This is a genomic window from Serratia sp. L9 (assembly GCF_050632285.1).
Taxonomy (GTDB): Bacteria; Pseudomonadota; Gammaproteobacteria; order Enterobacterales; family Enterobacteriaceae; genus Chania.
In genome coordinates this window covers 3,332,543-3,358,821 of sequence record NZ_CP192591.1, presented here as the reverse complement: position 1 = coordinate 3,358,821, position 26,279 = coordinate 3,332,543, and the positions used below count along the sequence as shown (strand labels likewise).

Below are 26,279 nucleotides of genomic sequence, written 5' to 3'. Positions count from 1 at the left end.
ACTTATAAGTAAAATCTATAAATGGAGGCTTTATGGATAAACTCGGTGCAATGGTAACTTTTGCCCGCGTCACAGAATTGGGTAGCCTCTCAGCCGCCGCTCGGGACCTGCAATTGACCCAACCGGCCGTGAGCCAGCAAATTGTCAATCTGGAGCAGCAGTTGGGCACTTTGCTGTTATATCGCACCACCCGTTCGGTGACGCTGACAGAGGCTGGCCAGCGCTACTATCAGCAGATAAAACCTATTCTGGAAGCGGTGGAAGAGGCTGAAGAAACCCTGCGAGGGTTAAATAGCCGTCTGCAAGGAAATCTACGTATTCACGCCCCCAGTGGTTTTGGACAACGGCATCTGACGCCACTGGTAATTGCATTCCAACAGCAGCACCCGGAACTGAATATCGAGTTGTTATTGGCTGACTCAATTGCTGATGTCGTTGGGGAGGGGATCGACGTCGCCATTCGCTTTGGGGAACTGCATGCCCCGGGTACCATCGCCCGCCGGCTGGGAGAAGTACAGCGCGTCCTGGTCGCATCACCGGATTATCTTGCTCGATATGGCACCCCCAACACGCTGGCAGAACTGAGTGAGCACCCGCATATCCGTTACAGCGGATTATCTGGCAACAGCCTGACTCTGTCAGGCCAAAAAGGTGTCGAGACAGTTAACGTACGCCCGGTTTTTCGAGCCAATAATACCTTTGCTCTGCTGGCAGCCATTGAGTCGGGGTTGGGGATTGGTGGCGCGCAATTGCCACTGATTGGCGAGGCGCTCAAGCAAGGGAGATTGACCATAGTGCTAGCCGATTACCATTATCCTCCTTTACAGGTACATGCCGTCTACCCGGCAACCCGCTTCATTCCGGCCAAAGTGCGAGCCTGGGTAGATTTTCTGGCACAAGCCTTGGTGACGATTGAAGGAATAATCCCCCCGGCTGAAACCGGAGGGTAAATATCAACCGAACAGTTTACCTTTCAGCAAATCCATACCGGCGCTCAACAGATCACCATTCTGCGGCTCTTGCCCGTTAGGTGAAAGTTTATCCGTGATCATCGGTAGATATTGGGCAATCAGGGCCGAGGCCTGTGCCGGGTCCATGCCCAGTTTACCGGCCAATTGTGCGATGGCGTCACTGCTCAACGCCTGTTCAACCTGTTCGCCATTGATTGACTGGTTTTCGCCAGTACCAATCCACGAGGCGACGACATCACTCAGGTTCCCCTGGCGAAATTTGTCCAGAATGGCCTGCAGCCCACCTTGCTGTTCGATCCACTGCAACACCGTGCTGTAATCAATCCCCTTGCCGCCGCTGAGGGCGCCCACCAATCCATCCAGTAGTCCCATTTTTATCCCCTTCTCCGAACGGCGCTCGCCGCCGCACGTTCATCACGATTAAAGAAAAGGGCCGCCGCAGCGACCCTGTCTGATCTGTATCTGATTAACTTCTGATCTTTCTGTAGACAAAAAGCACCACCAAGGCACCGATAACGGCAACAACAAAGCTCCCCAGGTTAAAGCCATCAACACGGCCCATACCAAAGAAAGTACTGATGTAACCGCCAACAACCGCACCCACTACGCCCAGAATGACGGTCATGATAAAGCCACCGCCGTCTTTGCCTGGCATGATCCACTTGGCCAGAATACCGGCGATTAACCCAAAGATGATCCAGGAAATGATGCCCATTTTTTACTCTCCCTTTTTACTTTTTGCCTAATAACAATCTGACAACCATTACGGTAGCAATTTCATGGTCTTATCTTCCCCACCAGAGACTGCTCTAGCGTGGAACTGTTGGCAATAAATCGTAGCTGCACGCTATTACTATAGTAAAAAATCAGCAGTTTACCCATATTGAAACGTCTGATTTTTGCCGTAGGAAATTTGTGTTATTATCACTCAATTGTCATATTTCATGGCTATAACAAGCTATACTCATTAAGGCTCTTTGCTTTAAGTTCTAACCGAGGATAACGCCATGAGTAACCCCCTTTCATGCTGTTCCTGGTTTTGGTTTATACTCTGGCCGCCATGTGGGATGGTTCTGCTGCGCAGCTGTTCATGTAATGTTTGCTTGCCAAAGCCCGAGCTCCTCCCCTCTATAGCCTCCCCTGGCTAGAACTCTTCGTCACTCTGTTTTTTGAGCCTCGCCGTTTCGCGTACTTCCATTCCCATAGCGTGATCTCGCGTGCTTCGGGCCGCGAAGATCAAATGAGGTGATTGTTATGCTGATCCATCCCTATCTGTTTTTCGCCGGTAACTGCGAACAAGCGGTCACTTTCTATGCCCAACAGCTCAAGGGCAATATCGAGTTGATGATGCGCTACAAGGATATCCCAGCCCAGGAGCAGCAAAACGGCCCGCCCGATGCCGATCCGGAAGCGATCATGCATGCCAGGCTGGTGATTGGCGATAACGTCATTTTGGCCTCGGATGGTTGCCCGCAGGACTCCGCTGAGCATTCGCACCGGGGCTACGCGTTATCAATCCATAGCGAGAATGTCGATACCGGGCGCGAGCTGTTTACCCGCCTGGCAGAAGGAGGAACCGTCAATATGCCTTTCCAGCCCACCTTTTGGGCCAAAGGCTTTGGCATGCTGACTGACAGGTTCGGCGTCAACTGGATGGTCAACGTTGAGTGACCCAGCCGCGGTTGCAGTGCCTTCCGCCCAGGATGGGCACTGCAAATTGTCACGTTCTACCTTAAATATCACCGCACAGAACACTGCCCTTTACGCCGGTCAAATATAACAAGGCATGCAAGATAGATGCAGAAGAGTTAAGATTGTTCCTAACTAAAAATATATACCCTATGAATTTCAAGTTGCAGCCAGACACCCAGTTCACTTATTCCCTGTGGATGACTTAAGTCATTGATTGGGGTAAGTGGCAAATCTGTCGGGACAAATCGGTCAGGAACCCATTTGAATGCCGCAAGCGGCAGCCCACGGAGGGGATTGTAATAGCTGGTAGCAACAGTGCAGCTTGAAAGACGACGGGTATAAAGCTGATTTTATTACAGGGACGCTACGATGCAGCCGCAACACCCACCTCAAAATATGCCACCGCCAGACAGTAAAAAAACTCTCCGTTATTATTACAGGCCGGTATTTTTGTCGTTATCGTGGCACTCACCCTGGTGATTTTTAACGCTTGGCAAATATGGAATACTCACCAGCGCAATCTGCAAAGTGCCGCTTATGAATCAGAGAATCTGGCCCGTTCACTGGCACAACATGCCGAAGATACCTTTGCGCAGGTTGATAATAACCTTATCGATCTTGGTGAGCGTATTGAAACCGACGGTTTAAACCCGCCGCAACTGGCGAGGCTGCAAAAAGTCATGCAGACTCAGGCAAGTAACTTCCCGCAACTACACGGCAGTTTTGTCTATGATGCGCAAGGCAACTGGCTCCTGACATCCAACGGCAAGCCTTTGAGTCATGCCAATAACGCCGACCGAGAATATTTTAAATATCATGCTACCCATAACAGCAATACCGCTTATATCGGAAAAGTTATCCGTAGCCGTTCTACCGGCGATTTGATTATCCCGGTATCCCGCCGCCTGAACCACCCGGATGGCAGCTTTGCTGGCATCGTGCTGGCAACGCTTTACGTAGAGTATTTCCGTCAGTTTTACAATAATTTTGCCCTTAACAATGACGCCTCGCTGAGTTTGTTATTAACCGACGGCACCATTTTGTATCGCCGCCCGTATATCGAAAGCGCCATTGGTAAAAATATCTCTCACGGCGTGTTATTCCGTGAAATATTACCCCATTCAGAGTTTGGCAACGCTATCCTGGTCTCGCAATACGACAATATCGAGAGGATTTACGGCTATTCAAGGGTTGAGCGCTACCCCTTGGTGATCACCGCCGGGCTATCGAAAAAAGATGTTCTGGCAGACTGGCGCAACGACGCATCGCTTTTTGTTATCGGTGGGGGCGTTTTGCTGGCGGTACTGATTGCGCTTGGTCTGGTGCTGATACGCCAAATCAACCACAGCGTACAAACCGAAGCTGAACTGATGCGTACACGCGATCAACTGACACTGATAAATCAGACGCTGGAGGAGCTGGCTCTGCTGGATGGATTAACCGGCCTGGCCAACCGCCGCCAATTTGACATCGCCCTGAAAAATGAGTTGACGCGTGCGGCACGCAATGAGCGCAGCGTTGCCTTGCTGATGCTCGATATTGATTACTTCAAGCAGTACAACGATATCTACGGCCATGTTGCTGGCGATCAGTGCTTACAGCAGTTGGGCCGCATGTTGCAAAATATGGCCAACCGCCCTGACGATCTGATGGCACGTTACGGTGGCGAAGAGCTGGCGATTATTTTACCGGATACCGATTTGCAGGGAGCCACGGTGTTTGCCGAACAGGTTCTGGAGGGCATCCGCCAGTTGAAAATCCCGCACAGCGGCAGCCCGTTGGGGATCGTCACCGCCAGCATCGGCGCCTGTGCCCAAATCCCACATCCGTATAGCGACACACCGCTGGGGCTGGTGAACATGGCAGATAACGCGCTGTACGCGGCAAAGAAAAACGGTAAAAACCGGGTCTGCAAAGGAGATCTGGCTGAGTAGCTTTGCGGATAAGGGGGCATCCTGACTGATGCCCCCTGGATTATTCCCCTATTGCGCGTGGGTGAAGTCCCCCTCCTGCCGCGCCACCAGTGTCAGAATGCTGTACAGCGCTACCGCCTGCTGATGCTGATTCAACACCTGAACATCCCAGACCACCACGCCCTGCGGGCGATCTTCGGCATTCTTTTGCGGTTTGCGGATTTTCTTTTTACAGGTCAACCGCACCTGAATGGTATCGCCTATCTTCACCGGTTCAATAAAGCGCAGGTTTTCCATGCCGTAGTTGGCAATCACCGGCCCAACGCCGGGATCAACAAACAGACCGGCCGCCGCGGAAACCACAAAGTAACCGTGTGCCACTCTCTCGCCAAACAGCGACTCCGCTGCGCCGATCTTGTCCATATGGGCATAAAAGTGATCGCCACTCAGGCAGGCAAAATTCACGATATCGGCTTCGGTAATGGTACGGCGGGCGGTCAGCAGGCTTTCGCCAATCTGCAACTGCTCGAAGTATTTACGGAACGGATGCACCGGTTCCTCTTTGACGCTGGCGCCGCGCACCCATTCGCGGCCAATGGCTGCCAGCATCGCCGGGCTCCCCTGGATCGCCGTACGCTGCATATAATGTTTTACTGCCCGCAACCCGCCCAGTTCTTCCCCACCGCCAGCCCGCCCTGGGCCACCATGCACCAGTAACGGCAGCGGAGAGCCATGCCCGGTTGACTCGCTTGCCGCGTGGCGATCCAGCACCAGCATACGTCCGTGGGCGCAGGCCGTGGCGCGAATAAAGCGGGTAGCCAAGGCTTCGTCCGCCGTAACCAGCGAACCGACCAGGCTGCCCTGCCCCAGCAGAGCCAGTTCGATGGCCTGTTCGCTGGTTTGATAAGGCATTAGCGTAGCAACCGGGCCAAACGCCTCGGTGCCATGCACGGCCTGATGGCTGAAAGGATCGGCGCAATACAATAGGGTTATCGGATAAAAAGCCCCAGACTGTGCGTTGTCACCATTGATGACCAGCTTATCCAACGCCGCACCGCACAACGGCTCACAGCCATGATGCAGCAGGAACTCCACCTTTTGCTGCACGTCATCGCGCTGTTCCTGGTTGACCAATGCCCCCATCCGCACCTGTTCCAGTTGCGGATCGCCGACGTTAACACCAGCGAGGCGCTCCAGCAGCGCTTGCTGTACGTCTGCAATACGGGTTGCAGGGACGATAATGCGCCGTATAGCGGTACATTTTTGCCCAGCCTTGCTGGTCATCTCACGGGTGACTTCTTTGATAAACAGCGCGAATTCCGGCATCTCTGGCGTGACGTCCTCCCCCAGCACGCAGCAGTTAAGCGAGTCGGCCTCCATGGTAAAAGCAATGGATTTTTCCAGCAGGCGTGGATGGGAACGCAGTTTTTGCCCGGTTTGGGCCGAGCCGGTAAAGGTCACCGCATCCTGATAATCAAGGTGATCAAACATGTCACCGACACCGCCGCAGATCAGTTGCAACGCCCCTTCCGGCACCAAACCGCTGTCGATAATCAGTTTCACCATCGCCTGGGTCAACTGTGCCGTGGCGGTGGCGGGTTTGATAATGGCGGGCATGCCAGCCAACCAGGTTGGAGCCAACTTCTCCAGCATCCCCCAGCAGGGGAAGTTAAACGCGTTGATATGTAGCGCAACACCAGGGCGCGAGGTCAGCACATGCCGTGCGGCAAACTGCGACTGCTTGGACAACGGGATAGGTTCATCTTCCGGCCACAGCGTATCATCCGGCAACTCACGCCCGGCCAGCCCGGCATAAGAGAACAACGTGGCAATTCCCCCTTCAATGTCCACCCAGCTATCGTTGCGCGTGGCACCGGTTTGATAAGAGATTTGATACAGCGCTTCTTTATTCGCCAAAAGGTACTTGGCTACCGCCTTCATCATTTGCGCACGTCGCTGGAACGTCATCTGCGCCAATGCTGTCCCCCAATATTGCGGGCGTAGTCCAGGCTGGCCGCCAACGGCAATCCTTCGGAGCACACCTGGTACAAGGGTTCGCCGGTAACAGCATGATGGATCTCGCGGGCCTTGCCCTGGCCATATACCCAGCCGCCGGAAAGGTAACTTGTTAACTGCTGCATTTGCTCCTCCAAAATTCATAAACAGGCACAACAAATCTTAATTACGTATCACATAAATTTCGAATTTCGCCAAGTTAAAAATTAACAAATTAAAAACAAAACCGCATACCCCCTCAATGGAATCCTGGAATTGCAATAAAACTCATTCTAAAAAATCATTTAAAATGAATAAATTAACCAATATCGTTGTGATGAGCCTCTCAAAACCACATATTTATTGTTTGATCTTATTGTTATCAACTTGTAACTTTAAAGTCAGTTAAAGTGATTCACATTTTTATGATCAATGTGAAAAACACGAATCACCAAGAGGCAAGCATGATAACTGACACACAACATCAGCAGCATTTTGACGAGAAGATTGCCGCAGATACCTCCATCGAAGCCAAAGACTGGATGCCGGATGCCTATCGCAAAAATCTGATCCGCCAGATTGGCCAGCACGCACATTCCGAGGTGATCGGCATGTTGCCGGAGGCCAATTGGCTAACCCGCGCGCCTACCCTGCGCCGTAAAGCGGTCTTGCTGGCAAAAGTACAGGATGAAGCCGGGCACGGCCTGTATCTCTACAGCGCAGCGGAAACTCTTGGCTGCTCGCGCCAGGACATCTACCAAAAGATGCTCGCAGGCCAGATGAAATATTCCTCGATCTTCAACTACCCAACGCTGAACTGGGCTGACATCGGCGTTATCGGCTGGCTGGTCGACGGTGCCGCTATCGTCAACCAGGTCGCTCTGTGCCGTGCTTCTTATGGCCCATATGCCCGGGCCATGGTGAAAATCTGCAAAGAAGAGAGCTTCCACCAACGCCAGGGTTATGAGGCCGTGATGGCCATGGCGCAGGGTAGCGAAGAGCAAAAAGCCATGTTACAGGACGCCATCAACCGTTTCTGGTGGCCCGCACTGATGATGTTTGGCCCCAGCGATACTGACTCACCACACAGTGCGCAAAGCATGGCCTGGAAGATCAAACGCCATGGCAATGACGAGCTGCGGCAGAAATTTGTCGATAACACCGTCCCACAGTTGGAAGCCTTGGGGATGACCGCGCCCGATGCCGATCTTGCCTGGGATGAAGCCAGCGGCCATTACCGCTTTGGTGAGATTGACTGGAACGAACTGCACGAAGTCATCCACGGCCGTGGGCAATGTAACCACGAGCGTTTGCAGGCCAAACGCAAAGCCTGGGACGAGGGCTGTTGGGTTCGGGATGGTGCCATGGCACATGCCAGCAAACGTGCGGCAAACGCTGCTTAATCAAGGAGAGAGAAATGACTCACGCCGAATGGCCACTGTACGAAGTTTTTATCCGCAGCAAGCAGGGTTTGGCTCACCGCCACGTTGGCAGCCTGCATGCCGCTGACGATCAGATGGCGTTGGAAAACGCCCGTGATGCCTATACCCGCCGCAATGAGGGGTGTTCAATCTGGGTGGTGCAATCCTGCCATCTGATTGCCTCACAGGCGCAGGACAAGCAAGCCTTCTTCGATCCTTCCGAAGACAAGATTTACCGTCACCCAACGTTCTACACCATTCCCGACGGCATCAAGAACATGTAGAGGCAGGCAATGACGACAATAAACGATGCAAAAATCAGCTATGCCCTGCGTTTGGGTGATACGCCACTGATCCTGGCGCAACGCCTGTGCGGCTGGTGCGGTCATGCCCCAGAGCTGGAAATCGACCTGGCGTTGGCCAATATCGGCCTCGACCTGTTAGGGCAGGCCCGCAACTTTCTGGCCTATGCCGCCGAGCTGTCCGGCCCACAATACAGCGAAGACCGCCTGGCCTTTGGCCGCGACGAGCGCGAATTCCACAACCTGCTGTTAGCCGAACAGCCTAACGGGGGCTTTAACGACACGCTGGTACGCCAGTTTCTGCTGGACAGTTACCACGTACTGCTGCACCGCGAACTTAGCCACAGCAGCGACAGCCAACTGGCCGCCATCGCCGCCAAATCGCTGAAAGAAGCCGATTATCACCTGCGCTTTAGCCGTGGCTGGATGATCCGTCTGGGCGATGGCAACGAAACCAGCCACCAGAAGATAACGCAGTCCCTGAACGATTTATGGCGCTTCACCGGCGAGCTGTTCCATGCCGACGAGATTGAGCTGCAACTTGCCGAACTTGGCGTTGCCGTCGATCCCCGCCAACTGCAAGCGCCGTGGTTAGCCATGGTGAACGACACATTACAACAGGCCACGCTGGCGTTACCGGCCGATCAGCCCTTCCGCCAAGGCGGCAAACAGGGGCAACACACCGAGCATCTGGGGCCAATGCTGGCAGAAATGCAATTTCTGCAGCGCGCTTACCCGAACTGCAACTGGTAGAGGCGAAGATGAAAATCACCCAGCTGGAATCAGCAGAAATTCCGCAGATCTGGCATTACCTGCAACAGATTAGCGATCCAGAGCTGCCGGTACTGTCGATTACCGATCTCGGCATGGTGCGCAGCGTAGCGCGCGAAGATAGAGGTTGGCGCATCACCTTTACCCCAACCTATTCCGGTTGTCCGGCTACCGAGTATCTGCTCAACGCCATTGAACAGACGCTGAGTGAAGCCGGTTTCAGCCCGGTGAAAATTACCATCAGCCTCAGCCCGGCCTGGACGACAGACTGGATGAATGCGGATGCCCGCCGCCGGTTACGTGAATACGGCGTTGCACCACCGCAAGGGCAAAGCTGTGAGAAACCCTTGGCGCTGGGCCCGGTTCAGTGCCCACGTTGCGCCAGCACCGCAACTGAAAAAATCAGCGAGTTCGGTTCCACCGCATGCAAAGCGCTTTATCGTTGCTGCGACTGCCGGGAACCGTTCGACTATTTCAAATGTATTTAGGAGTACTGAAAACCATGACGGTCTTTCATCGCCTGAATGTCGCAGCCATTGAGCGCGAAACCCCGGATGCCGTAGCCATCACTCTGCGCGTGCCGGAAAAACTGAAGTCTCATTATGGCTATACCCCCGGCCAGCACCTGACGCTGAAAGCACAGGTCAACGGTGAGGAATTACGCCGCTGCTACTCCATCTGCACCGCTCCGCAGGATGGCGTATTGCAAATCGGCGTCAAGGCTATTCACCAGGGGCGTTTTTCTTCCTTTATCAATCAGACGCTGCAAGTGGGCGATGAGCTTGAAGTGATGCTGCCACAGGGCAGTTTTGGTTATCAGCCGCAGGCGCAAACCCAGGGTAACTATCTGGCCATTGCCGCCGGTTCGGGCATTACGCCGATGCTGTCAATCATCAAAGCCACCCTGCAACTTGAGCCAAACAGCCAATTCACACTGATTTACGGCAACCGCACCAGTCGCTCGGTGATGTTTAAAGAAGCGCTGTCCGATCTGAAAAATCGTTACCCTCAGCGTTTCCAGTTACTGTACCTGTTCAGCCAGGAGAGCCTTGACAGCCCGCTGCTGAGTGGCCGTATCGATCGTGATCACCTCGCCGCCCTCGGCAAAACTCTGCTGGATTTCAGCGAGTTCGATCGCGCCTTTATCTGTGGCCCTGAAGCCATAATGGATGACGCGCAAACCGTGCTGGAACAAGCCGGTATGCCCGCCGAGCATATCCACAGCGAACGCTTCAATACCCGCTCAATAGCGGCTCGCCCAGTCAACAATGTCAACCGTAACGCGACCCAGGTGGAGATCCATTTGGATGGCCGCCACCTGAAGATTGAAGTCGGAGCCGAAGATGACAGCATTCTTGACGCCGCGTTGCGCCAGGGGGCTGACCTGCCCTATGCCTGCAAAGGCGGGGTCTGCGCCACCTGTAAATGCAAGCTGAAAGCCGGTGAAGTGGATATGGCCATCAACTACAGCCTGGAGCCAGACCAACTGGCGGCAGGTTACGTCCTGAGTTGCCAATCCTGGCCACGCGGTGAAGGCGTGGTGCTGGACTTTGACGTTTAGGAGCGAGCGATGGAAACTCCTTGGATCCTGCACCAACAACACCAACGCGTGGTGACATTAACGCTGCATCGCCCCGATGCCCGCAACGCGTTGAGCACCGCCTGCCTGGAACAGTTGGTTTATCAACTGGAGCAGGCCGATACCGATCCTGAAGTGGGCGCGGTGGTGATCACCGGCGCCACACGATTTTTTGCCGCCGGAGCCGATCTGCGTGAGTTACAGCAGCAGGATGTTGCCGCCACCCAGCTCGATCATCGCCCTGTGCTCTGGCAGCGTCTGGCGCAGTTCAGCAAACCACTGCTGGCGGCAGTGAACGGTTACGCCCTCGGCGCAGGTTGTGAGCTGGCATTGGCCTGCGATATCACCCTTTGTGGCGAAAGCGCCCGTTTTGGCCTGCCAGAAATCACCCTGGGTCTGATGCCCGGTGCCGGAGGAACACAGCGTCTGATCCGCTGCGTGGGCAAATCCCGCGCCTATCAAATGGTACTGACCGGTGAAGCCATCGACGCCCGCAGCGCACAGCAGGCCGGGCTGGTAAGCGAAGTCTGCGTGGATGCATTAACCCTGGAACGCACCCAACAAATCGCCCAGCGCATCAGCCAACAGGCACCACTGGCTCTGCGTGCCGCCAAGCAGGCTTTGAAACAGGCACAGGAAACCGGCCTTAGCCAGGGTTTACAAATGGAACGCCAGCACTTCGTCACGCTGGCTGCCACCGAAGATCGCCGGGAAGGCATTGCCGCCTTCTTCGAAAAACGTTCACCGCATTATCAAGGGCGCTGATTTATGGAAAACGCATTAATTCTCAGCCACATCGAAGCCGGGGTTTTGACCATCACCCTTAACCGCCCCGATCGGCTAAACAGCTTTAACGATGAGATGCACCACCAGCTCAGCGAAGCGCTGACTCTGGCCGAACGTGACGAAACGGTGCGCTGCGTGTTGATCACCGGTGCCGGGCGCGGCTTCTGTGCCGGGCAGGATCTGAACGATCGTAACGTCAGCGTGGAACAGGCCGCCCCAGACCTCGGTCTGTCAGTAGAACGCTTTTACAACCCGCTGATCCGCCGCCTGAGCGCGTTGCCAAAACCGATTGTTTGCGCGGTCAATGGCGTTGCTGCCGGGGCGGGTGCCGCACTGGCCATGGCCTGCGATATCGTGGTGGCCGCCGACAACGCCAGCTTTATTCAGTCATTCTGCAAGCTGGGGTTGGTGCCCGATTCCGGCGGCAGTTGGTATCTGCCACGCCTGGCCGGGCACGCTCGCGCCATGGGCATGGCACTGCTGGGGGAAAAATCAGCGCCCAACAGGCCCTGGAATGGGGAATGATCTGGCAGGTAGTTGCCGCTGCAGAACTGGCGGAACACGCCAACCACATGGCCAGGCATCTGGCCACCCAGCCGACCTACGGCCTGGGATTGATCAAAAAAGCCATGTACAACTCGGCCAGCAACACCCTGGATCAGCAGCTCGATTTAGAGCGTGATTTGCAGCGCCTGGGGGCCGCAGTGCCGACTATCGCGAAGGCGTCAGTGCTTTCTTTGCCAAACGCTCACCTCATTTCAGCGGGAAATAGCTATGAGCGAAATAACAGCCATCAGCGAGAAAATAGCCGTGGATCTGGCAAATACTTCCACACCAGTGGCGGTGATTGGCGCAGGAACCATGGGGATCGGCATTGCGCAGGTTGCGGCAACCGCGGGCCATCGGGTCAAACTGTTCGATATCGCCCTGCCCGCCGCCTCTCGTGCGCTTGAGCAACTTGGGCAACGGCTGCGCAAGCGGGTTGAAGCAGGTAAGGCTGACGCCCAGGCCACCGAAACCCTGCTGGGAAATATTCAGTTGGCCGACTCGTTGAGCGATCTGGCCGACTGTGTTCTGGTGATAGAAGCAGTGGCGGAAAAACTGGAGATCAAACAGAGCCTGTTTCGCGATCTGGAAGCGGCCTGCTCCCCCAGCACAGTGTTTGCCAGCAACACCTCGTCACTCTCGATTACCGCTATCGCCAGCGCGCTGCAACACCCGCAGCGTATGGCCGGGTTGCACTTCTTCAACCCGGCCCCACTGATGAAACTGGTAGAGATCGTCAGCGGGTTGGAAACCAGCCCAGCAACACTGAGCATCCTGCAAACCCTGGCCCAACGCTGGGGCAAACACAGCGTAACCTGCCGCTCTACGCCGGGGTTTATCGTTAACCGGGTAGCGCGTCCCTTCTACGGTGAAACCCTGCGTGCACTGGAAGAACGGGTTGCCACCCCGGCCACGTTAGATGCCGTACTGCGTGACGCCGGTGGGTTTGCCATGGGGCCACTGCAATTGACCGATCTTATCGGTCAGGATGTCAACTATGCCGTCACCGAGTCGGTGTATCACGCTTTCTATCAGGATGGGCGTTTTACCCCTTCGCTGGTGCAGCAGGAACTGGTTGCCGCCGGGCATCTGGGGCGCAAAAGTGGGCGTGGTTTTTACCGTTATGGCAGCGAACAGGCAACACCGCAGGCAGACTTTGCCATGGTGGGGCCGGGTGAACTGCCTCAGTCCGTTCAGCTACATGGCAACTGGAGCGCGCTGGAAGAGTTTGCGCAGTTACTGACAGAAAATGCGGCTACGCTCAAATATTCTGGCCAGACCAGTCCTTTTGCCTGTCTCGATGAAGTTACATTTATGTTAACAAATGGTAAAACAGCAAGCCAAGTCGCCGAAGAAATCGGAACACCCGTGGTACTGTTTGACCTGTCTGTCAACTATCAGCATGCTCCTGTTATCGTCATCAGCAGCGCCGAGCAAAATACGGTGCCGCAAACGGCAAAAGTCATTCGCCTGCTGCAATCGCTGGGTAAACAGGTCATCCATCTGCCAGACTACCCTGGCCTGCTGGTTATGCGCACCGTTGCCATGCTGTGCAATGAGGCAATCGACATTGTCAACAAAGGCGTAGCCAACGCCGCCGATACCGATGATGCCATGCGATATGGCGTCAGCTATCCGCAAGGGCCTCTCGCCTGGGGTCACAAACTCGGTTGGCAACATATCCTCACCACGCTGGAAAATCTGCAACGTCACTATGCAGAACCACGCTATCGCCCCATGCCGCTGCTGCGCCACTACGCCGCAAATTATTCTGGAGCCAAATGCTGATGAATGCCAATACCCCGCGCGCGCTGGCCCAGCGTTGCGCCGAACTGATGTTTAGCCAGGATACCTGCGCACAAGCGATGGGTATGCAGATCGAAGCCGTGGATGCCGGAATGGCCAATGTCAGCATGACCGTTGGGCCGCAGATGCTCAATGGCCACCAAACCTGCCACGGTGGCCAGTTATTCAGCCTGGCGGATACTGCCTTTGCCTATGCTTGCAACAGCCAGGGCCTGGCGGCGGTAGCGGCCGGATGCTCCATCGATTTCATCCGCCCGGCGCTGGCAGGCGATCGCCTCACCGCCTGCGCAGAGGTTCGCCATCAAGGTAAAACGACGGGCCTGTACGACGTTGAGATAGTCAATCAGGAAGGTAAAACCGTTGCCTGGTTCCGTGGCCGCGCACATCGCCTGGGCCATAGCATTTTGGGGGAACAGCCATGAATCAGGCCTTTATCTGCGACGGCCTTCGCACACCGATTGGCCGCTACGGTGGCGCCTTGGCCAACCTGCGGGCCGACGATCTGGCCGCCCTGCCGCTGCGCGCCTTACTGGCGCGTTACCCCAATGTGGACTGGTCGCTGGTGGATGACGTGATCCTCGGCTGCGCCAATCAGGCTGGCGAAGACAACCGCAATCTGGCCCGCATGGCGGCCCTGCTGGCCGGGTTACCACAGAACGTTTCCGGCACCACCATCAATCGCCTGTGCGGCTCGGGATTGGATGCCCTGGCTATGGCCGCCCGCAGTATTAAAGCCGGTGAAGCCAGCCTGGTGCTGGCCGGAGGTGCGGAATCCATGACCCGTGCCCCGATGGTGATGGGCAAAGCCGACAGCGCTTTCAGCCGTCAGGCGCAGATCTTCGATACCACTATCGGCTGGCGCTTTGTTAATCCGCAGATGCACGCGGCTTACGGCACCGACTCCATGCCGGAAACCGCCGAAAACGTAGCGGCACAGTTTGGCATCAGCCGTGCCGATCAGGACGCTTTTGCCTTGCGCAGCCAGCAGCGCACCGCGCTGGCGCAACAGCGGGGGATCCTGGCGCAGGAAATCACTGCAGTAAGCCTCAGCGGTAAAAAAGGGGTGATTACCCAATTCACCGAAGATGAGCACCCGCGTGCAGAAACCACGCTGGAGCAGTTACAAAAACTGAAAACCCCGTTCCGCCAGCCTGGGAGCGTTACCGCTGGCAACGCCTCCGGCGTTAACGACGGTGCTGCCGCGCTGATTGTCGCTTCCGAAGCCATGGCCCGTCAGCAAGGCCTGAGGCCACGGGCGCGGATTGTCGCCACGGCAACCTGCGGGGTAGAACCCCGATTGATGGGCATCGGCCCATTGCCTGCAACCCGTAAAGTATTGGAAATCGCCGGGTTGAGTCTGGCGCAAATGGATGTGATTGAACTTAACGAAGCATTCGCAGCACAGGCCTTGGCGGTTTTGCGCCAGCTTGGTCTGCCGGATGATGCCGAACAGGTAAACCCCAACGGTGGCGCCATCGCCCTCGGCCATCCATTGGGTATGAGCGGTGCGCGCCTGGCGCTGGCTGCCCTGTTTGAACTGGAACGGCGAACTGGCCGCTACGCCCTTTGCACCATGTGCATCGGCGTTGGCCAGGGTATTGCCATGATTATCGAGCGTGTGTAACACCTGCGAGGCTAAAAAGATGACTACAAATCCACGGCCACTGGACGCGATTGAATTTGCTTCGCGTGACGAAATAGAAGCATTACAACTGGAACGCCTGCAATGGACCCTGCACCATGCCTACAACAACGTGCCAATGTATCAACGCAAGTTCGATCAGGCAGGGGTTCACCCCAGCGATCTCAAGCAATTGAGCGATCTGGCGCTGTTTCCCTACACGACCAAGCAGGATCTGCGTGACAACTACCCTTTCGACACCTTTGCGGTGCCAATGGAACAGGTCGTGCGCATCCATGCTTCGTCGGGGACCACTGGCCGCCCTACGGTGGTGGGTTATACCCAGCGGGACATCGATAACTGGGCCGATATTGTCGCCCGCTGCCTGCGCGCTGGCGGGGCAACTGCCAAAGATAAAATCCACGTGTCTTACGGTTATGGCCTGTTTACCGGCGGCTTGGGCGCGCACTACGGTGCAGAACGTCTGGGTGCCTCGGTGATCCCGATGTCTGGCGGCCAGACGGAAAAACAGGTGCAATTGATCATGGATTTCAAACCCGACGTGATCATGGTAACGCCGTCTTATTGCCTGACGCTGATCGACGAACTGGAACGCAAAATGGGTGGCGATGCACGCAACTGCTCGTTACGCCTGGGCGTGTTTGGTGCCGAACCCTGGACAGACTCTTTACGCCATGAAATCGAAACCCGCATGGGGATCAGAGCGCTGGATATTTACGGCCTTTCCGAAGTGATGGGGCCGGGCGTGGCGATGGAGTGTCTGGAAAGCAGCAGCGGCCCGACCATCTGGGAAGATCATTTCCTGCCGGAAATCATCAACCCGGATACTGGCTGCTTACAGGCGGACGGTGAGCAGGGTGAGCTGGTTTTCACTACGCTGACCAAAGAAGCGTTGCCGGTGATCCGCTACCGCACCCGCGATCTCACCCGTCTGCTGCCGGGCGATGCCCGCAATATGCGCCGCATGGGTAAGATCACCGGCCGTTCTGATGACATGCTGATCATCCGTGGCGTCAACGTGTTCCCTTCGCAGGTTGAAGAACAGATTATGCAGTTCGAACATTTGTCACCCCACTATCAACTGCAGGTCAGCCGGGCCGGGCATCTGGATACGTTGGCGGTGCGTGTGGAGCTGAAAGAATCGGGTCTGGCACTCGATTACCAGCAGCGTTGCGATATCTGCCACCAGTTACGCCACCATATCAAATCGATTGTCGGCGTCAGTACCGATGTCAGTATTGCCAACTGCGGTGATATTCCACGCTCGGAAGGTAAAGCGCAAAGAGTGATCGACCTGCGCCCACGTTAAGTTTGTTACTCTGCCCCTAACCCCGGAGCCCGGGGTTACAACACATCATTGTACGGTTCCTCCTCCCTGTGGAAGAGGGTTGGGGTGAGGGCAACACCCCGTCGTTTATGTTAATGTTGTGCTTCAGTAAAAGCCAACCCATGGGAAAATATGGAACATAAACTGGACGAATTTATCCGTCATGCCTTAAGCACGCAGCCCATCAGCGGCACCTCGCTGATTATTTCGTTATACGGCGATGCCCTGAGCCACCGCGGTGGTGAAGTGTGGTTGGGCAGCTTAAGCGCATTGCTGGAAACCCTGGGGTTCGGCGATCGTTTTGTCCGCACCTCGGTGTTTCGTTTGCAAAAAGAGGGTTGGCTGGACGTAGAAAAATGGGGCGGCGCAGCTATTACCGCGTCGCCGAGCAAGGTATGCGCCAGTTCCGCCATGCCGAGTCCAAGATCTACCTCAGCGAGCAGCCGGAGTGGGATGGGAAGTGGGAGTTGCTGCTGTTGGAATACGCGGAAAAAACCGAGCGTGCGCGGTTGAAAAAGGAACTGGGCTGGCTAGGTTTCGGCCAGATCGCCAACAACCTGATGGCTGCCCCAACCCATGCCCAAACCGATGTGACAGCGCTATTGGGTGAGCTGAATGCCAGCGAGCAGGCGATCTATTTCCGGGCCGATTACCCTTACAACCGTTCGGAACAGACGCTGCGGCAAATGGTCGCCAGTTGCTGGTCATTGAATGAAGTTGCCGGTTACTACCACGAGTTTATCGTCACGTTTCGCCCATTGATGGCCCTGCTGCGCGAAGCCGACGACCAGGCTTTGACGCCTCAACGCTGTTTCCAGATTAAGCTATTATTGATTCACTTTTTCCGCCGTGTGGTGCTGAAAGATCCCCTGCTGCCGGATGCGCTGTTGCCAACCCAATGGGAAGGCCAGATTGCCCGCAACCTGTGCATCAATATTTACCAGCGCGTGGATCACGCCGCAACGGATTATGTCAGCGCATTGGCAGAAACCACCATCGGTGCCCTGCCCGCCCCTGGGGTGGGCTATTACCGGCGCTTTGGTGGCCTGCTGCGCGATCCAGTTACATTTTAAGGAACTTACGCCATGCCCGTGTATCAGATTGACGGCTTAACGCCGGTAGTCGATCCCAGTAGTTTTGTTCATCCGACGGCGGTACTGATTGGTGATGTGATCATCGGTAAAGGGGTCTACATCGGGCCAAATGCCAGCCTGCGCGGTGACTTTGGCCGCATCGTAATCGAAGACGGTGCCAACGTGCAGGATAACTGTGTGATGCATGGTTTCCCACAGCAGGATACGGTGGTGGAACAAGATGGGCATATCGGCCATAGCGCTATTCTGCACGGTTGTCGTGTGCGTCGTAACGCGATGATTGGCATGAACGCGGTGATCATGGATGGCGCAGATATCGGCGAGAACACCATCGTTGGCGCGGGCTCCTTTGTGAAAGCCACAGCAGAGATTGCCGCCAATAAACTGGTGATTGGCAGCCCGGCCCGCGTGATCCGCGATCTGACCGAACAGGAACTGAGTTGGAAACGCACCGGTACCGCGCAATATCAGGAATTGGTGATTCGATGCCAAAACAGCCTGAAAGAAGTAGCCCCGCTCAGTGCGGTAGAACCGGGCCGCCAACGCCTGAGCTTTAGCGACCAGGTTATCCCCAAAAGCCAGTGCTGAATCAATGCCGGGCTACCGCCCGGCTTGTACTTATTCCACCCCCGGAACCGTGGCTTTGCTGGCACGGGTTACCTGTGTCTGGCGGCTGTAGAAATAGATAACCACCAGCAGCAAGGTAAATGGGATGCCGAACAGCAAGGTCATCCGGAAGAAATCGGTAAACAGCGTAGTCACCATTAATGCCGCCATCAGTATCGCCCCCGCTAATGTGAAATAGGGGTAACCCCACATACGGAATTTAAGGTGCGTCTGCGCATGACGGCGGCGGAAGAACAGGTGAGTGATAAAAATCATCAGCCAGGTAAAGCAGGCGCCGTATACCGAAATTGACATCATCACCGCAAAGGATTTTTCCGGGGCTGCGATACTCAGCACGATAGATACAATAATGCCGACGCAGGATATCGCCAGCGCATTGACCGGGATCCCCCGCTTGCTCACCCGCCCCAGCGCCGCAGGAGCCTGCCCGGCGCGTGAAAGGGAAAACATCATTCGGGTAGTGATATACAGCTGGCTGTTCATGGCCGAAAGCGCGGCAATCAGCACCACAAAGTTAAAGATCCCAGCGGCAGCTGGCAGATGGATGACGTTCATCGCTACCAGGAATGGGCTTTCGCCAGTACCCGATTGCCGCCAAGGCACAATGGCCAGCATCAGCGCTATCGACATCATATAAAAGATAAACAGCCGCAGGATGGTGCCCTTGAAGGCCGATTTGACGGCAATAACCGGGTTTTTCGCTTCCCCCGCCGCCACCGCGATCATTTCGATACTCAGATAGCTGAAGATCGACACGATCACTGCAAACCACATGCCCTTGATACCAAACGGGAAGAAGCCTCCATTCTCGGTAAAATTGCGGATACCAAAGGTCGGGTTGGCGGAAAATGCCAGGATACCGATGCCGATAATAATAAACGCCGAAATGGCCACCACCTTAACGGTAGAGAGCGCATATTCCACCTGACCGAAGGATTTGACCCCAATCACGTTGATAACGATCACCGCCGCAGAGAACAGCAGCACCCACGGCCAGATTGGCGTGCCTGGGAACCAGAACTGCATATACATGCCGATGGCGGTGACTTCAGTGCCCACCGCCAATACCACGCAAGACCAATAGGAATAACGCACCAGAAAACCAAACAGCGGGCTAAGGTAAAATTCGGCGTAATCACCAAATGAACCCGGTGTAGGATGCTCGGACGTCATTTCTGCCAGGCAACCCATCAGCAGCAAAGCAATCACACCACCGATAAAATAGCTCAACAATACGCTTGGCCCAGCCATCTGGATGGCGTAAGCACTGCCCAGGAACAGGCCGGTGCCAATGGCACCGCCGATGGCCAACATCGACATCTGCCCGGCGGTCAGGTGCTTTTTCAAGCCACCCTGCCGTTGAGCTATCTCGTCAAAACCTTTTGCATCTTTCATGATGGGTCACCTTTTTCACGCAGGGCGGGTAACATCGAGAATGGCAGCAGTTACATAGTCAAGGTTGTGCTGGTTGAGGCCAGGCAAACACATCCTGCCGGGGGCGACCAGATAGATTGAATATTGTTGCCGTAGCTGGCTGACCTGCTGTCCATTCAGCCCGGTGTAACTGAACATACCTTTCTGATCGCGAATACGGGCGTAATCCAGCGTGGTGCCCCCTTGCTCCAGCCCGGCGGACAAACTGACTCGCATCTGCTTGATACGTTGGCGCATGGCGGCCAACTCGCTGGCCCATAATTGGCTCAGTTGCCGGTCAGCCAACAGGGTTTCGACAATCTGACTGCCGTGGGTCGGTGGGCAGGAATAACTGCGGCGGATCAGGGTTTTCAACGCGCCTTTCACATTATCGGCGGCTTCAGCGGTGCCACAGCACACCGATAATCCTCCCAGCCGTTGGCCGTACAGCGCCACGTTTTTGGAGAAAGAGTTACTAACCAGAAAATCCAGGCTGGTTTTCAGTACTTCACGCAGGGCAAAACAATCCTCTGCCAGCCCATCGCCAAAACCTTGATAGGCAATATCAAAAAAGGGCAGCAGACGGCGCTGTTGCAGTACATCAATCACTGCTCGCCATTGTGGATGGCTGAGATCGGTGCCGGTAGGGTTATGGCAGCAAGGGTGCAGTAACACCACCGCGCCCTCTGGCAAGGCAGACAGAGTATCAAGCATGGCTTCGAACCGCAGTTGCCCGGAGATATCATCAAAGTACGGGTAGGTGTTCACCTTCAGTCCCGCCCCTTCGAATATCGCCCAATGGTTAGCCCAGGTAGGGTCAGATACCCAGATTTCACGGCCTGACAGATAATGATAAATAAAATCCGCCCCCAGCTTCAGCGCACCGGAACCGCCGACGCTCTGCACCGTGGCAATACGGGGATTCTGCTCACCAAATAGCAGCGTCTGGATCTGGCCTGCGAACAGCTTACTGCCTTCAATCGGTGGATAGGTATGCGGGCGCTGTTGCTCCAGTAAGCGCTGCTCGGCAATATGCACGGCTTGCATCAGGGGAATGTTGCCCTGACCATCGTAATAGAGGCCAATTCCTAGATTGACTTTCTGCGGATGTGTGTCCTGAATATAGGCTTCCATCAGTGACATAATAGGATCGGGCGTGGAGGAAGTAATATGTGCGAACATAGAGCATCCTTAATTCATTTTTAATGAATTTACAGGTGAACATTGTTTTTATAAGAATAATTAAGCTATGGCGCTTACAGTAATTTCTATTTTCATTCCTGGAACAACCAGTTTGTCAACAATAACGGTTGAGCGATTAGGATAAGGGTGATTAAAATAATTTATATATATTTTATCTAGCAGTTTAACGTCATTAACATCGGTAAGATAAACAATAACCTGTAATACATTATCGCTGTGGCTATTGGCGGCCTCTAATGTAGCAGCCAGATTATCAAACGTTAATTTTATCTGTTGTTCCGGTGCCCCGGTTTCAATCGAACCATCTTTTCTTACTGGACCATGAGCGGTAAATAACATCCCCCCACCTTTGGTGGCCCAGGAAAAAGGCTGCCCAATATCTGGCAAACCGGTATCAATAATTGTGCGCATCAGATGTTTCCTCATAATTAAGCAGTTGGCGGCATAGCGCGCCATCGGCGGCAAACAGCCTTTCCAGAATGTTGAAATGATTAGCCTCTGGGACCGCATAACGGCTAACCGGCAAGCCAAGCTCTTGCAATGCGGCATAGTAATAAAGCGACTGGCCAATCAGCTCTGGCAATTCTGCCGTACCGTAAAATAGCCACATCGGTTTGAGGGAGAGTGGAGCATGGCGCGCCGGGCTTAAGGCTTCTATCTGCTGTGCGGTCAGTTGCAACTGCCGGTTTACATCCGTGGCGAGCAGCGGCGCCAACTCAAAAATGCCGCTGATAGGGAAAACGGCCTGAACGCACGGATGGTGTTGCCAAAACGCCGCCAGATGGCCTCCGGCAGAATGCCCGCTCAGATAAACCGGTTTGCTGCCGCGCAGTTTCACTCGCTGTTCAATGACATCCAATGCCACACCTACCTGCCGACAGATGTCTGCCAAAGTGGCAGCCGGTGCCAGAGTGTACTCCACCAGCACCACGTCAAAACCTAATGACAGGGGGCTTTGAGCAATAAATGCAAAGTCCTCTTTATTGCAAAACTGCCAATAGCCACCATGTAAAAATATTAACGTACCTTGAAATTCTTTGGCGGAATAAAACCAGTCAAAAACCTCCCGAGCTGAATCCCCATAAGGAATATTCAGCTCATGACGCTCTTGCTGATAAACGGCCCGGCTTTGTGATTGAAATGATAACAGGATCGCATTTTCATCATTTACCGTAGAACCGTTGTCGTAACTGCCGGTTAAAAGTTTCATATATTAAACTTTGTTTCTTATTTAAGATGTGGCTTAACTATTAGCAACCGGTTAAATTGTTGTCAAGACCATTGTGATCACAGTGTGTTCTTTGTGTTATAAATTTGTTTATTTGGCCAATAAGTTTCATAGGTAAAACTTTCGAGCCACATTTCGATACTTCAGCCATAAAACTCAAAATAAAAAATGGGATAAGTAGCAGGATATCCTTTTGCTAAGTAGGGCCATTCCAAAACAATGCACAGTGAGTTAAGGTAAAAGTGGAGAAGCCCTCCAGTGTACAGCTCGTCTCAAAGGAGCTTGAGTATGTTTCCAGAATACCGTGAATTAATATCGCAACTGAAATCAAGCCACCCCCGCTTCCAGTCATTGTTCGAAAAACACAATCAGCTCGATCATGAAATCTCCAGATTAGAGGGGCCATCCGGCACCGGCTACTCTGACGAAGTTGTTCGGCTGAAAAAGAAAAACTGCATATCAAGGATGAGATACACAAAATTCTGAAAACAGAGAATATGACAACCAAGTAACGCCCGCCGATCCCCGCCCGACTGCGGGGATCACTGTCCCCCTGCCGCTAAATCCAAATGCTGACCTTTTACTGCCTGCTACCGGCTGCCGATTACGTTCTTCGGGACGTTGGTCACAGACAAACTTAAGTGTAAGTGATTGAATAATGGTGCAGAGAGCGGGATTCGAACTCTCCAAAGGGTTTGCTAAAGAAAGCTTTCAAGAATAGTTTGAGCATCACTTTCGGCACCAATCCCGTTCAACCGCTCCGGTATCTCTGTGTGAAGTGCTTGCTATAGCGCCCCTTTTTGCGGCATGTTGACAATGTCAGTCCCAGCCGAATGTTCAAGTGACCTTTACGAGCAACGCGATGATTAAATGGCCGTGGAAAGCAAATCAAGCTCAGGCAGAAACGCTTGCCCAATGGCAGGAAGCCTTGGCTATTCCCCTACTCTCACCTTTGGATGAGCAAGAGCAGCGGCGTTTGGTGGCTGTCGCCAGCCAGATTTTGCAAAACAAACGTATCGTGCCTTTGCAGGGGCTGGAATTAACGCCTTTGATGCAATCGCGTATTGCCCTGCTGTTTGCGTTGCCCGTGCTGGAACTGGGTGCAGATTGTCTTGACGGTTTTAACGAAGTGCTGCTTTATCCTTCCCCATTCGTGGTGGAAGATGAGTGGCAGGACGATATCGGCCTGGTACATTCAGGGCCGGTGGTTCAGGCGGGTCAAAGCTGGGAACAGGGGCCGATCGTGCTCAACTGGCTGGATGTGCAAGACTCCTTCGATCTTTCCGGGTTCAATCTGGTCATACATGAAGCGGTGCATAAGCTGGATATGCGCAATGGCGGCACTGCCACCGGTGTACCCCCCATTCCCCTGCGTGACATTGCAACCTGGGAATATGATTTGCACGCGGCGATGGAAAACCTGCAAGATGAGATCGATATGGTGGGTGAAGAAGCTGCCAGTATGGATGCCTATGCCGCCAGCGATCCGGCCGAATGCTTTGCCGTGCTTTCCGAGTACTTTTTCAGTGCCCCAGAACTGCTGGCAAACCGTTTCCCGGCGTTGTATGACCACTTCTGCCGCTTCTATAAACAAAACCCGCTCGCCCGTTTGCAGCGCTGGCATACAGGCAGCGAACCACCGCACGAATGAGCCTGCTCAGATGATGAGCAGTCACACTGCCAGAGCTAATTTACCGTTGACACCGCCTGAGCGGCTGGATATGATGCGCCCCGTTCACACAATTCCTCTGTAGTTCAGTCGGTAGAACGGCGGACTGTTAATCCGTATGTCACTGGTTCGAGTCCAGTCAGAGGAGCCATTTTCAAGGAAGCAGACGTTCACTAACGTCTGCTTTCTGCATTTCTATCAGTTGGTTATCCCTGTTCAGTCGTTCACCCTCGTTCACTAAAAACCACTCGAAGCCATACCCATTTGCTGGTAAAAATGTTGGTAATGGTAGTTCGACTGCGCTTTTACCAACAAACGGGGGATGTCGTTATGCCACTTACTGATACTAAAGTAAAAAACGCCAAGCCCCTTGATAAGGAATACAAGCTGACTGATGGCTTCGGTATGTTCCTTCGCGTTACCCCTAAGGGTTCTAAATACTGGCAGATGGCTTACCGCTTCGAAGGGAAGCAAAAACTCTTCTCTATTGGTGTTTACCCTGCTGTTTCACTTGCTGATGCAAGACAACGCCGTGATGAGGCCAGAAAGTTTCTTGCTCAGGGTATTGACCCTAATGCAAATAAACAAGCAGAGGCTAAAGAGCTAAAAGCCAAGCGTGATAAGACGCGCACCTTCACTGTGGTGGCAAAAGCTTGGTTTGCCACGAAAACAAAATGGTCAAAAGATTATGGTGATTCCGTATGGAAGCGCCTTGAAACTTATGTCTTCCCGATAATCGGTAACAAAGATGTTGCCGAACTGGATACGGGTGATCTGCTGGTTCCAGTGAAAAAGGTTGAGGCACTTGGCTATCTTGAAGTTGCCATGCGCATTCAACAATACATTACGGCGATCCTCCGCCATGCTGTCCAGCAAAAACTGATACGCCATAACCCTGCCTATGATATGGAAGGTGCTGTTCAGAAACCACAAACTGAACACCGCCCTGCACTTGAGCTGGAAGAAATACCACAGCTACTGAAAAAAATTGCCGAATACAAAGGTCGCAGGTTAACCATACTGGCTATTCAGCTCAATCTGATGATTTTCATTCGTTCCAGTGAGCTTCGTTTCGCCCGTTGGTCTGAAATTGATTTCAAAAGTAAGTTATGGGTGATCCCCGAACAGCGTGAAGCGATTGAAAACGTCAAACATTCGACTCGTGGTGCAAAAATGAAGCGTAAGCACTTCGTTCCCCTTTGTAAGCAAGCCATGAGGATACTGAAAGAGATCCGACAACTGACTTATGAAGAAGGTCATGATGACGGATTAATTTTTACTGGCTGTTATGACTCGTTTAAGCCCATGAGCGAAAACACCATCAACAAAGCCCTGCGCAATATGGGCTATGACACGAAGCAGGACATCTGTGGACACGGTTTTCGCACACTGGCCTGTAGTGCCTTAATTGAGTCCGGTTTATGGTCAGAAGACGCTGTAGAGCTTCAAATGAGCCACAAGGAAAGCAACAGCGTCCGTGCAGCTTATACTCACAAAGCTAAACACCTTGACCAACGACGCCTAATGCTCCAGTGGTGGGCTGACTACCTTGATGCGAACAGTAGCTGTATGGTCAGGCCGTTCGAGTTTGCGCATGCTACATAATTTATCTTTTTACCAAGGCTGGTAGAAGCGCCAGATCATCCCATATACTATTTCCAACAAAATATATACGGGATAATAAAATGAAGAACATTGATGTCATCCTTGGGAAAGATCATTTAGAAGATATTTCTTCTGCGAAACCAATTCCAGCAATCAAAGAAATTATATGGAATGCTTTTGATTCTAATTCATTAATAGTTAAAGTCCTATTTCATAAATACTCGAATACAAATACCATCGAGAAACTTACTATTCAAGATCTAGGGGAGGGAATACCCCATCATAATGTATCATCATTGTTCGGTAGCCTTAGTGAATCTTGGAAGAAAGATGCAAAAAAATGGAGATCGTTCTTTACACGGTCAATATGGAAAAGGTCGTTTCAAAGCATTTTCTTTGGGTGAAATAGTCGTTTGGTCAAACCTGTGTAGAGGATAAAGGGAAATATTTTAGATATTCAATAAAAGGAAATGCCAATAATATCAAACGTTTTGAAATCAGTGAACCTACAGAATCAAGTGATAACATAAAAGGCACTCAGGTTGAGATATTTAATTTAGCAAAACAAGCATCATCACTGGCGACAGATTCATCAAAAGAATCAATTACAAAAGAGTATGCGTTATATTTAACAGAATATCCGCATAAAAAGTTATTTTATGATAACGCATACATTACACCTTCTGATG

At 53.4% G+C, this 26,279-nt stretch carries 23 protein-coding genes, 1 tRNA gene and 4 pseudogenes; 21 read left to right on the top strand and 7 right to left on the bottom strand.

The annotated features are described in order from the left end of the window. Positions 1–32 precede the first annotated feature (32 nt). Positions 33–950 (top strand): LysR substrate-binding domain-containing protein, encoded by a 918-nt coding sequence (locus ACQ86O_RS15860; protein ID WP_431221910.1) that lies wholly within the window; start codon positions 33–35, stop codon positions 948–950. A 3-nt stretch (positions 951–953) separates the two neighbouring features. On the opposite strand, the gene ACQ86O_RS15855 is transcribed toward ACQ86O_RS15860, so the two are convergent. Both ACQ86O_RS15855 and ACQ86O_RS15850 read right to left on the bottom strand, forming a co-directional pair. Next, entirely contained in the window at positions 954–1,343 is a 390-nt protein-coding gene (locus tag ACQ86O_RS15855; RefSeq protein ID WP_431221909.1) for a YidB family protein, read from the bottom strand. Positions 1,344–1,437: 94 nt separating this feature from the next. Continuing rightward, positions 1,438–1,686, bottom strand: coding sequence for a GlsB/YeaQ/YmgE family stress response membrane protein (locus ACQ86O_RS15850; RefSeq protein WP_431221908.1), 249 nt, complete (start codon positions 1,684–1,686; stop codon positions 1,438–1,440). Positions 1,687–2,225: 539 nt separating this feature from the next. Between ACQ86O_RS15850 and ACQ86O_RS15845 the strand changes: the two genes are divergently transcribed. Together ACQ86O_RS15845 and ACQ86O_RS15840 are read left to right on the top strand one after the other, a co-directional pair. Beyond that, positions 2,226–2,642: a VOC family protein gene (locus tag ACQ86O_RS15845; protein WP_431221907.1), complete on the top strand. Its 417-nt coding sequence runs from the start codon at positions 2,226–2,228 to the stop codon at positions 2,640–2,642. A 497-nt stretch (positions 2,643–3,139) separates the two neighbouring features. Continuing rightward, a complete protein-coding gene (locus ACQ86O_RS15840) occupies positions 3,140–4,597 on the top strand; it encodes a sensor domain-containing diguanylate cyclase (protein ID WP_431221906.1) in 1,458 nt (485 codons plus the stop codon). A 48-nt stretch (positions 4,598–4,645) separates the two neighbouring features. Here ACQ86O_RS15840 and paaZ read toward each other — a convergent pair. Continuing rightward, a pseudogene (gene paaZ / locus ACQ86O_RS15835) lies at positions 4,646–6,717 on the bottom strand (phenylacetic acid degradation bifunctional protein PaaZ). 318 nt (positions 6,718–7,035) lie between these two features. Between paaZ and paaA the strand changes: the two are divergent. The 13 genes and pseudogenes from paaA to paaY all read left to right on the top strand — a co-directional run bounded on the left by paaA (position 7,036) and on the right by paaY (position 18,433). Continuing rightward, positions 7,036–7,974 carry a 1,2-phenylacetyl-CoA epoxidase subunit PaaA gene (paaA, locus tag ACQ86O_RS15830; RefSeq protein WP_431221905.1) on the top strand — a complete coding sequence of 313 codons (939 nt, stop codon included), beginning with the start codon at positions 7,036–7,038 and terminating at the stop codon, positions 7,972–7,974. Between the two features lie 14 nt (positions 7,975–7,988). Continuing rightward, positions 7,989–8,276: a 1,2-phenylacetyl-CoA epoxidase subunit PaaB gene (paaB, locus tag ACQ86O_RS15825; RefSeq protein ID WP_431221904.1), complete on the top strand. Its 288-nt coding sequence runs from the start codon at positions 7,989–7,991 to the stop codon at positions 8,274–8,276. 9 nt (positions 8,277–8,285) lie between these two features. After that, on the top strand, positions 8,286–9,047 hold the full coding sequence (gene paaC, locus ACQ86O_RS15820) for a 1,2-phenylacetyl-CoA epoxidase subunit PaaC (RefSeq protein ID WP_431221903.1): 762 nt from the start codon (positions 8,286–8,288) through the stop codon (positions 9,045–9,047). A gap of 8 nt (positions 9,048–9,055) precedes the next feature. Continuing rightward, positions 9,056–9,553 carry a 1,2-phenylacetyl-CoA epoxidase subunit PaaD gene (paaD, locus tag ACQ86O_RS15815; protein ID WP_431221902.1) on the top strand — a complete coding sequence of 166 codons (498 nt, stop codon included), beginning with the start codon at positions 9,056–9,058 and terminating at the stop codon, positions 9,551–9,553. Between the two features lie 14 nt (positions 9,554–9,567). Beyond that, positions 9,568–10,626, top strand: a complete 1,059-nt coding sequence (gene paaE, locus ACQ86O_RS15810) for a 1,2-phenylacetyl-CoA epoxidase subunit PaaE (protein WP_431221901.1) — start codon at positions 9,568–9,570, stop codon at positions 10,624–10,626. Between the two features lie 9 nt (positions 10,627–10,635). Beyond that, positions 10,636–11,409: a 2,3-dehydroadipyl-CoA hydratase PaaF gene (gene paaF, locus ACQ86O_RS15805; protein WP_431221900.1), complete on the top strand. Its 774-nt coding sequence runs from the start codon at positions 10,636–10,638 to the stop codon at positions 11,407–11,409. A gap of 3 nt (positions 11,410–11,412) precedes the next feature. After that, positions 11,413–12,202: pseudogene (paaG, locus tag ACQ86O_RS15800) on the top strand (2-(1,2-epoxy-1,2-dihydrophenyl)acetyl-CoA isomerase PaaG). 2 nt (positions 12,203–12,204) lie between these two features. After that, positions 12,205–13,764 carry a 3-hydroxyacyl-CoA dehydrogenase gene (locus tag ACQ86O_RS15795; protein WP_431221899.1) on the top strand — a complete coding sequence of 520 codons (1,560 nt, stop codon included), beginning with the start codon at positions 12,205–12,207 and terminating at the stop codon, positions 13,762–13,764. Next, the gene (gene paaI, locus ACQ86O_RS15790) at positions 13,764–14,204 is read left to right on the top strand and encodes a hydroxyphenylacetyl-CoA thioesterase PaaI (protein WP_431221898.1); all 441 of its coding nucleotides are present in this window, start codon (positions 13,764–13,766) and stop codon (positions 14,202–14,204) included. The genes ACQ86O_RS15795 and paaI overlap by 1 nt, the downstream gene beginning before the upstream one ends. Further along, the gene (gene pcaF / locus ACQ86O_RS15785; RefSeq protein WP_431221897.1) at positions 14,201–15,406 is read left to right on the top strand and encodes a 3-oxoadipyl-CoA thiolase; all 1,206 of its coding nucleotides are present in this window, start codon (positions 14,201–14,203) and stop codon (positions 15,404–15,406) included. Before paaI ends, pcaF begins: the two co-directional genes overlap by 4 nt. A gap of 19 nt (positions 15,407–15,425) precedes the next feature. Continuing rightward, the gene (gene paaK, locus ACQ86O_RS15780; RefSeq protein WP_431221896.1) at positions 15,426–16,733 is read left to right on the top strand and encodes a phenylacetate--CoA ligase PaaK; all 1,308 of its coding nucleotides are present in this window, start codon (positions 15,426–15,428) and stop codon (positions 16,731–16,733) included. A gap of 150 nt (positions 16,734–16,883) precedes the next feature. Beyond that, positions 16,884–17,824, top strand: a pseudogene (gene paaX, locus ACQ86O_RS15775) (phenylacetic acid degradation operon negative regulatory protein PaaX). Positions 17,825–17,836: 12 nt separating this feature from the next. After that, on the top strand, positions 17,837–18,433 hold the full coding sequence (paaY, locus tag ACQ86O_RS15770) for a phenylacetic acid degradation protein PaaY (protein ID WP_431221895.1): 597 nt from the start codon (positions 17,837–17,839) through the stop codon (positions 18,431–18,433). A gap of 30 nt (positions 18,434–18,463) precedes the next feature. Here paaY and ACQ86O_RS15765 read toward each other — a convergent pair whose 3' ends face one another. The 4 genes from ACQ86O_RS15765 to ACQ86O_RS15750 are packed head-to-tail and all read right to left on the bottom strand — an operon-like array spanning position 18,464 to position 22,298. Then, entirely contained in the window at positions 18,464–19,867 is a 1,404-nt protein-coding gene (locus ACQ86O_RS15765) for an amino acid permease (protein ID WP_431221894.1), read from the bottom strand. Between the two features lie 15 nt (positions 19,868–19,882). After that, positions 19,883–21,067: an aromatic amino acid transaminase gene (locus ACQ86O_RS15760; RefSeq protein WP_431221893.1), complete on the bottom strand. Its 1,185-nt coding sequence runs from the start codon at positions 21,065–21,067 to the stop codon at positions 19,883–19,885. Positions 21,068–21,127: 60 nt separating this feature from the next. Further along, complete coding sequence (locus ACQ86O_RS15755) at positions 21,128–21,499, bottom strand: RidA family protein (RefSeq protein ID WP_431221892.1); 372 nt, start codon at positions 21,497–21,499, stop codon at positions 21,128–21,130. Further along, positions 21,483–22,298, bottom strand: coding sequence for an alpha/beta hydrolase (locus tag ACQ86O_RS15750; RefSeq protein WP_431221891.1), 816 nt, complete (start codon positions 22,296–22,298; stop codon positions 21,483–21,485). Before ACQ86O_RS15750 ends, ACQ86O_RS15755 begins: the two co-directional genes overlap by 17 nt. Before the next feature lie 306 nt (positions 22,299–22,604). Here ACQ86O_RS15750 and ACQ86O_RS15745 point away from each other — a divergent pair. The 5 genes and pseudogenes from ACQ86O_RS15745 (at position 22,605) to ACQ86O_RS15725 (ending at position 25,994) form a co-directional block, all read left to right on the top strand. Further along, positions 22,605–22,828, top strand: a pseudogene (locus ACQ86O_RS15745) (YdcH family protein). Positions 22,829–23,178: 350 nt separating this feature from the next. Further along, positions 23,179–23,967 carry a DgsA anti-repressor MtfA gene (mtfA, locus tag ACQ86O_RS15740; protein ID WP_431221890.1) on the top strand — a complete coding sequence of 263 codons (789 nt, stop codon included), beginning with the start codon at positions 23,179–23,181 and terminating at the stop codon, positions 23,965–23,967. A 93-nt stretch (positions 23,968–24,060) separates the two neighbouring features. After that, positions 24,061–24,136 (top strand) — tRNA-Asn (locus ACQ86O_RS15735). A 179-nt stretch (positions 24,137–24,315) separates the two neighbouring features. Continuing rightward, positions 24,316–25,590: a tyrosine-type recombinase/integrase gene (locus ACQ86O_RS15730; RefSeq protein ID WP_431221889.1), complete on the top strand. Its 1,275-nt coding sequence runs from the start codon at positions 24,316–24,318 to the stop codon at positions 25,588–25,590. A gap of 80 nt (positions 25,591–25,670) precedes the next feature. After that, the gene (locus tag ACQ86O_RS15725; RefSeq protein ID WP_431221888.1) at positions 25,671–25,994 is read left to right on the top strand and encodes an ATP-binding protein; all 324 of its coding nucleotides are present in this window, start codon (positions 25,671–25,673) and stop codon (positions 25,992–25,994) included. Positions 25,995–26,279 lie beyond the last annotated feature (285 nt).

Coding starts and splice junctions, on each gene's coding strand:
- ACQ86O_RS15755 (WP_431221892.1), bottom strand. CDS start 21,499: ATGCGCACAATTATTGATACCGGTTTGCCAGATATTGGGCAGCCTTTT.
- paaY (WP_431221895.1), top strand. CDS start 17,837: ATGCCCGTGTATCAGATTGACGGCTTAACGCCGGTAGTCGATCCCAGT.
- paaE (WP_431221901.1), top strand. CDS start 9,568: ATGACGGTCTTTCATCGCCTGAATGTCGCAGCCATTGAGCGCGAAACC.
- paaK (WP_431221896.1), top strand. CDS start 15,426: ATGACTACAAATCCACGGCCACTGGACGCGATTGAATTTGCTTCGCGT.
- ACQ86O_RS15750 (WP_431221891.1), bottom strand. CDS start 22,298: ATGAAACTTTTAACCGGCAGTTACGACAACGGTTCTACGGTAAATGAT.
- paaA (WP_431221905.1), top strand. CDS start 7,036: ATGATAACTGACACACAACATCAGCAGCATTTTGACGAGAAGATTGCC.
- ACQ86O_RS15730 (WP_431221889.1), top strand. CDS start 24,316: ATGCCACTTACTGATACTAAAGTAAAAAACGCCAAGCCCCTTGATAAG.
- paaI (WP_431221898.1), top strand. CDS start 13,764: ATGAATGCCAATACCCCGCGCGCGCTGGCCCAGCGTTGCGCCGAACTG.
- paaF (WP_431221900.1), top strand. CDS start 10,636: ATGGAAACTCCTTGGATCCTGCACCAACAACACCAACGCGTGGTGACA.
- ACQ86O_RS15795 (WP_431221899.1), top strand. CDS start 12,205: ATGAGCGAAATAACAGCCATCAGCGAGAAAATAGCCGTGGATCTGGCA.
- ACQ86O_RS15765 (WP_431221894.1), bottom strand. CDS start 19,867: ATGAAAGATGCAAAAGGTTTTGACGAGATAGCTCAACGGCAGGGTGGC.
- ACQ86O_RS15850 (WP_431221908.1), bottom strand. CDS start 1,686: ATGGGCATCATTTCCTGGATCATCTTTGGGTTAATCGCCGGTATTCTG.
- mtfA (WP_431221890.1), top strand. CDS start 23,179: ATGATTAAATGGCCGTGGAAAGCAAATCAAGCTCAGGCAGAAACGCTT.
- ACQ86O_RS15855 (WP_431221909.1), bottom strand. CDS start 1,343: ATGGGACTACTGGATGGATTGGTGGGCGCCCTCAGCGGCGGCAAGGGG.
- ACQ86O_RS15845 (WP_431221907.1), top strand. CDS start 2,226: ATGCTGATCCATCCCTATCTGTTTTTCGCCGGTAACTGCGAACAAGCG.
- paaB (WP_431221904.1), top strand. CDS start 7,989: ATGACTCACGCCGAATGGCCACTGTACGAAGTTTTTATCCGCAGCAAG.
- ACQ86O_RS15760 (WP_431221893.1), bottom strand. CDS start 21,067: ATGTTCGCACATATTACTTCCTCCACGCCCGATCCTATTATGTCACTG.
- pcaF (WP_431221897.1), top strand. CDS start 14,201: ATGAATCAGGCCTTTATCTGCGACGGCCTTCGCACACCGATTGGCCGC.
- ACQ86O_RS15860 (WP_431221910.1), top strand. CDS start 33: ATGGATAAACTCGGTGCAATGGTAACTTTTGCCCGCGTCACAGAATTG.
- ACQ86O_RS15725 (WP_431221888.1), top strand. CDS start 25,671: ATGAAGAACATTGATGTCATCCTTGGGAAAGATCATTTAGAAGATATT.
- paaD (WP_431221902.1), top strand. CDS start 9,056: ATGAAAATCACCCAGCTGGAATCAGCAGAAATTCCGCAGATCTGGCAT.
- paaC (WP_431221903.1), top strand. CDS start 8,286: ATGACGACAATAAACGATGCAAAAATCAGCTATGCCCTGCGTTTGGGT.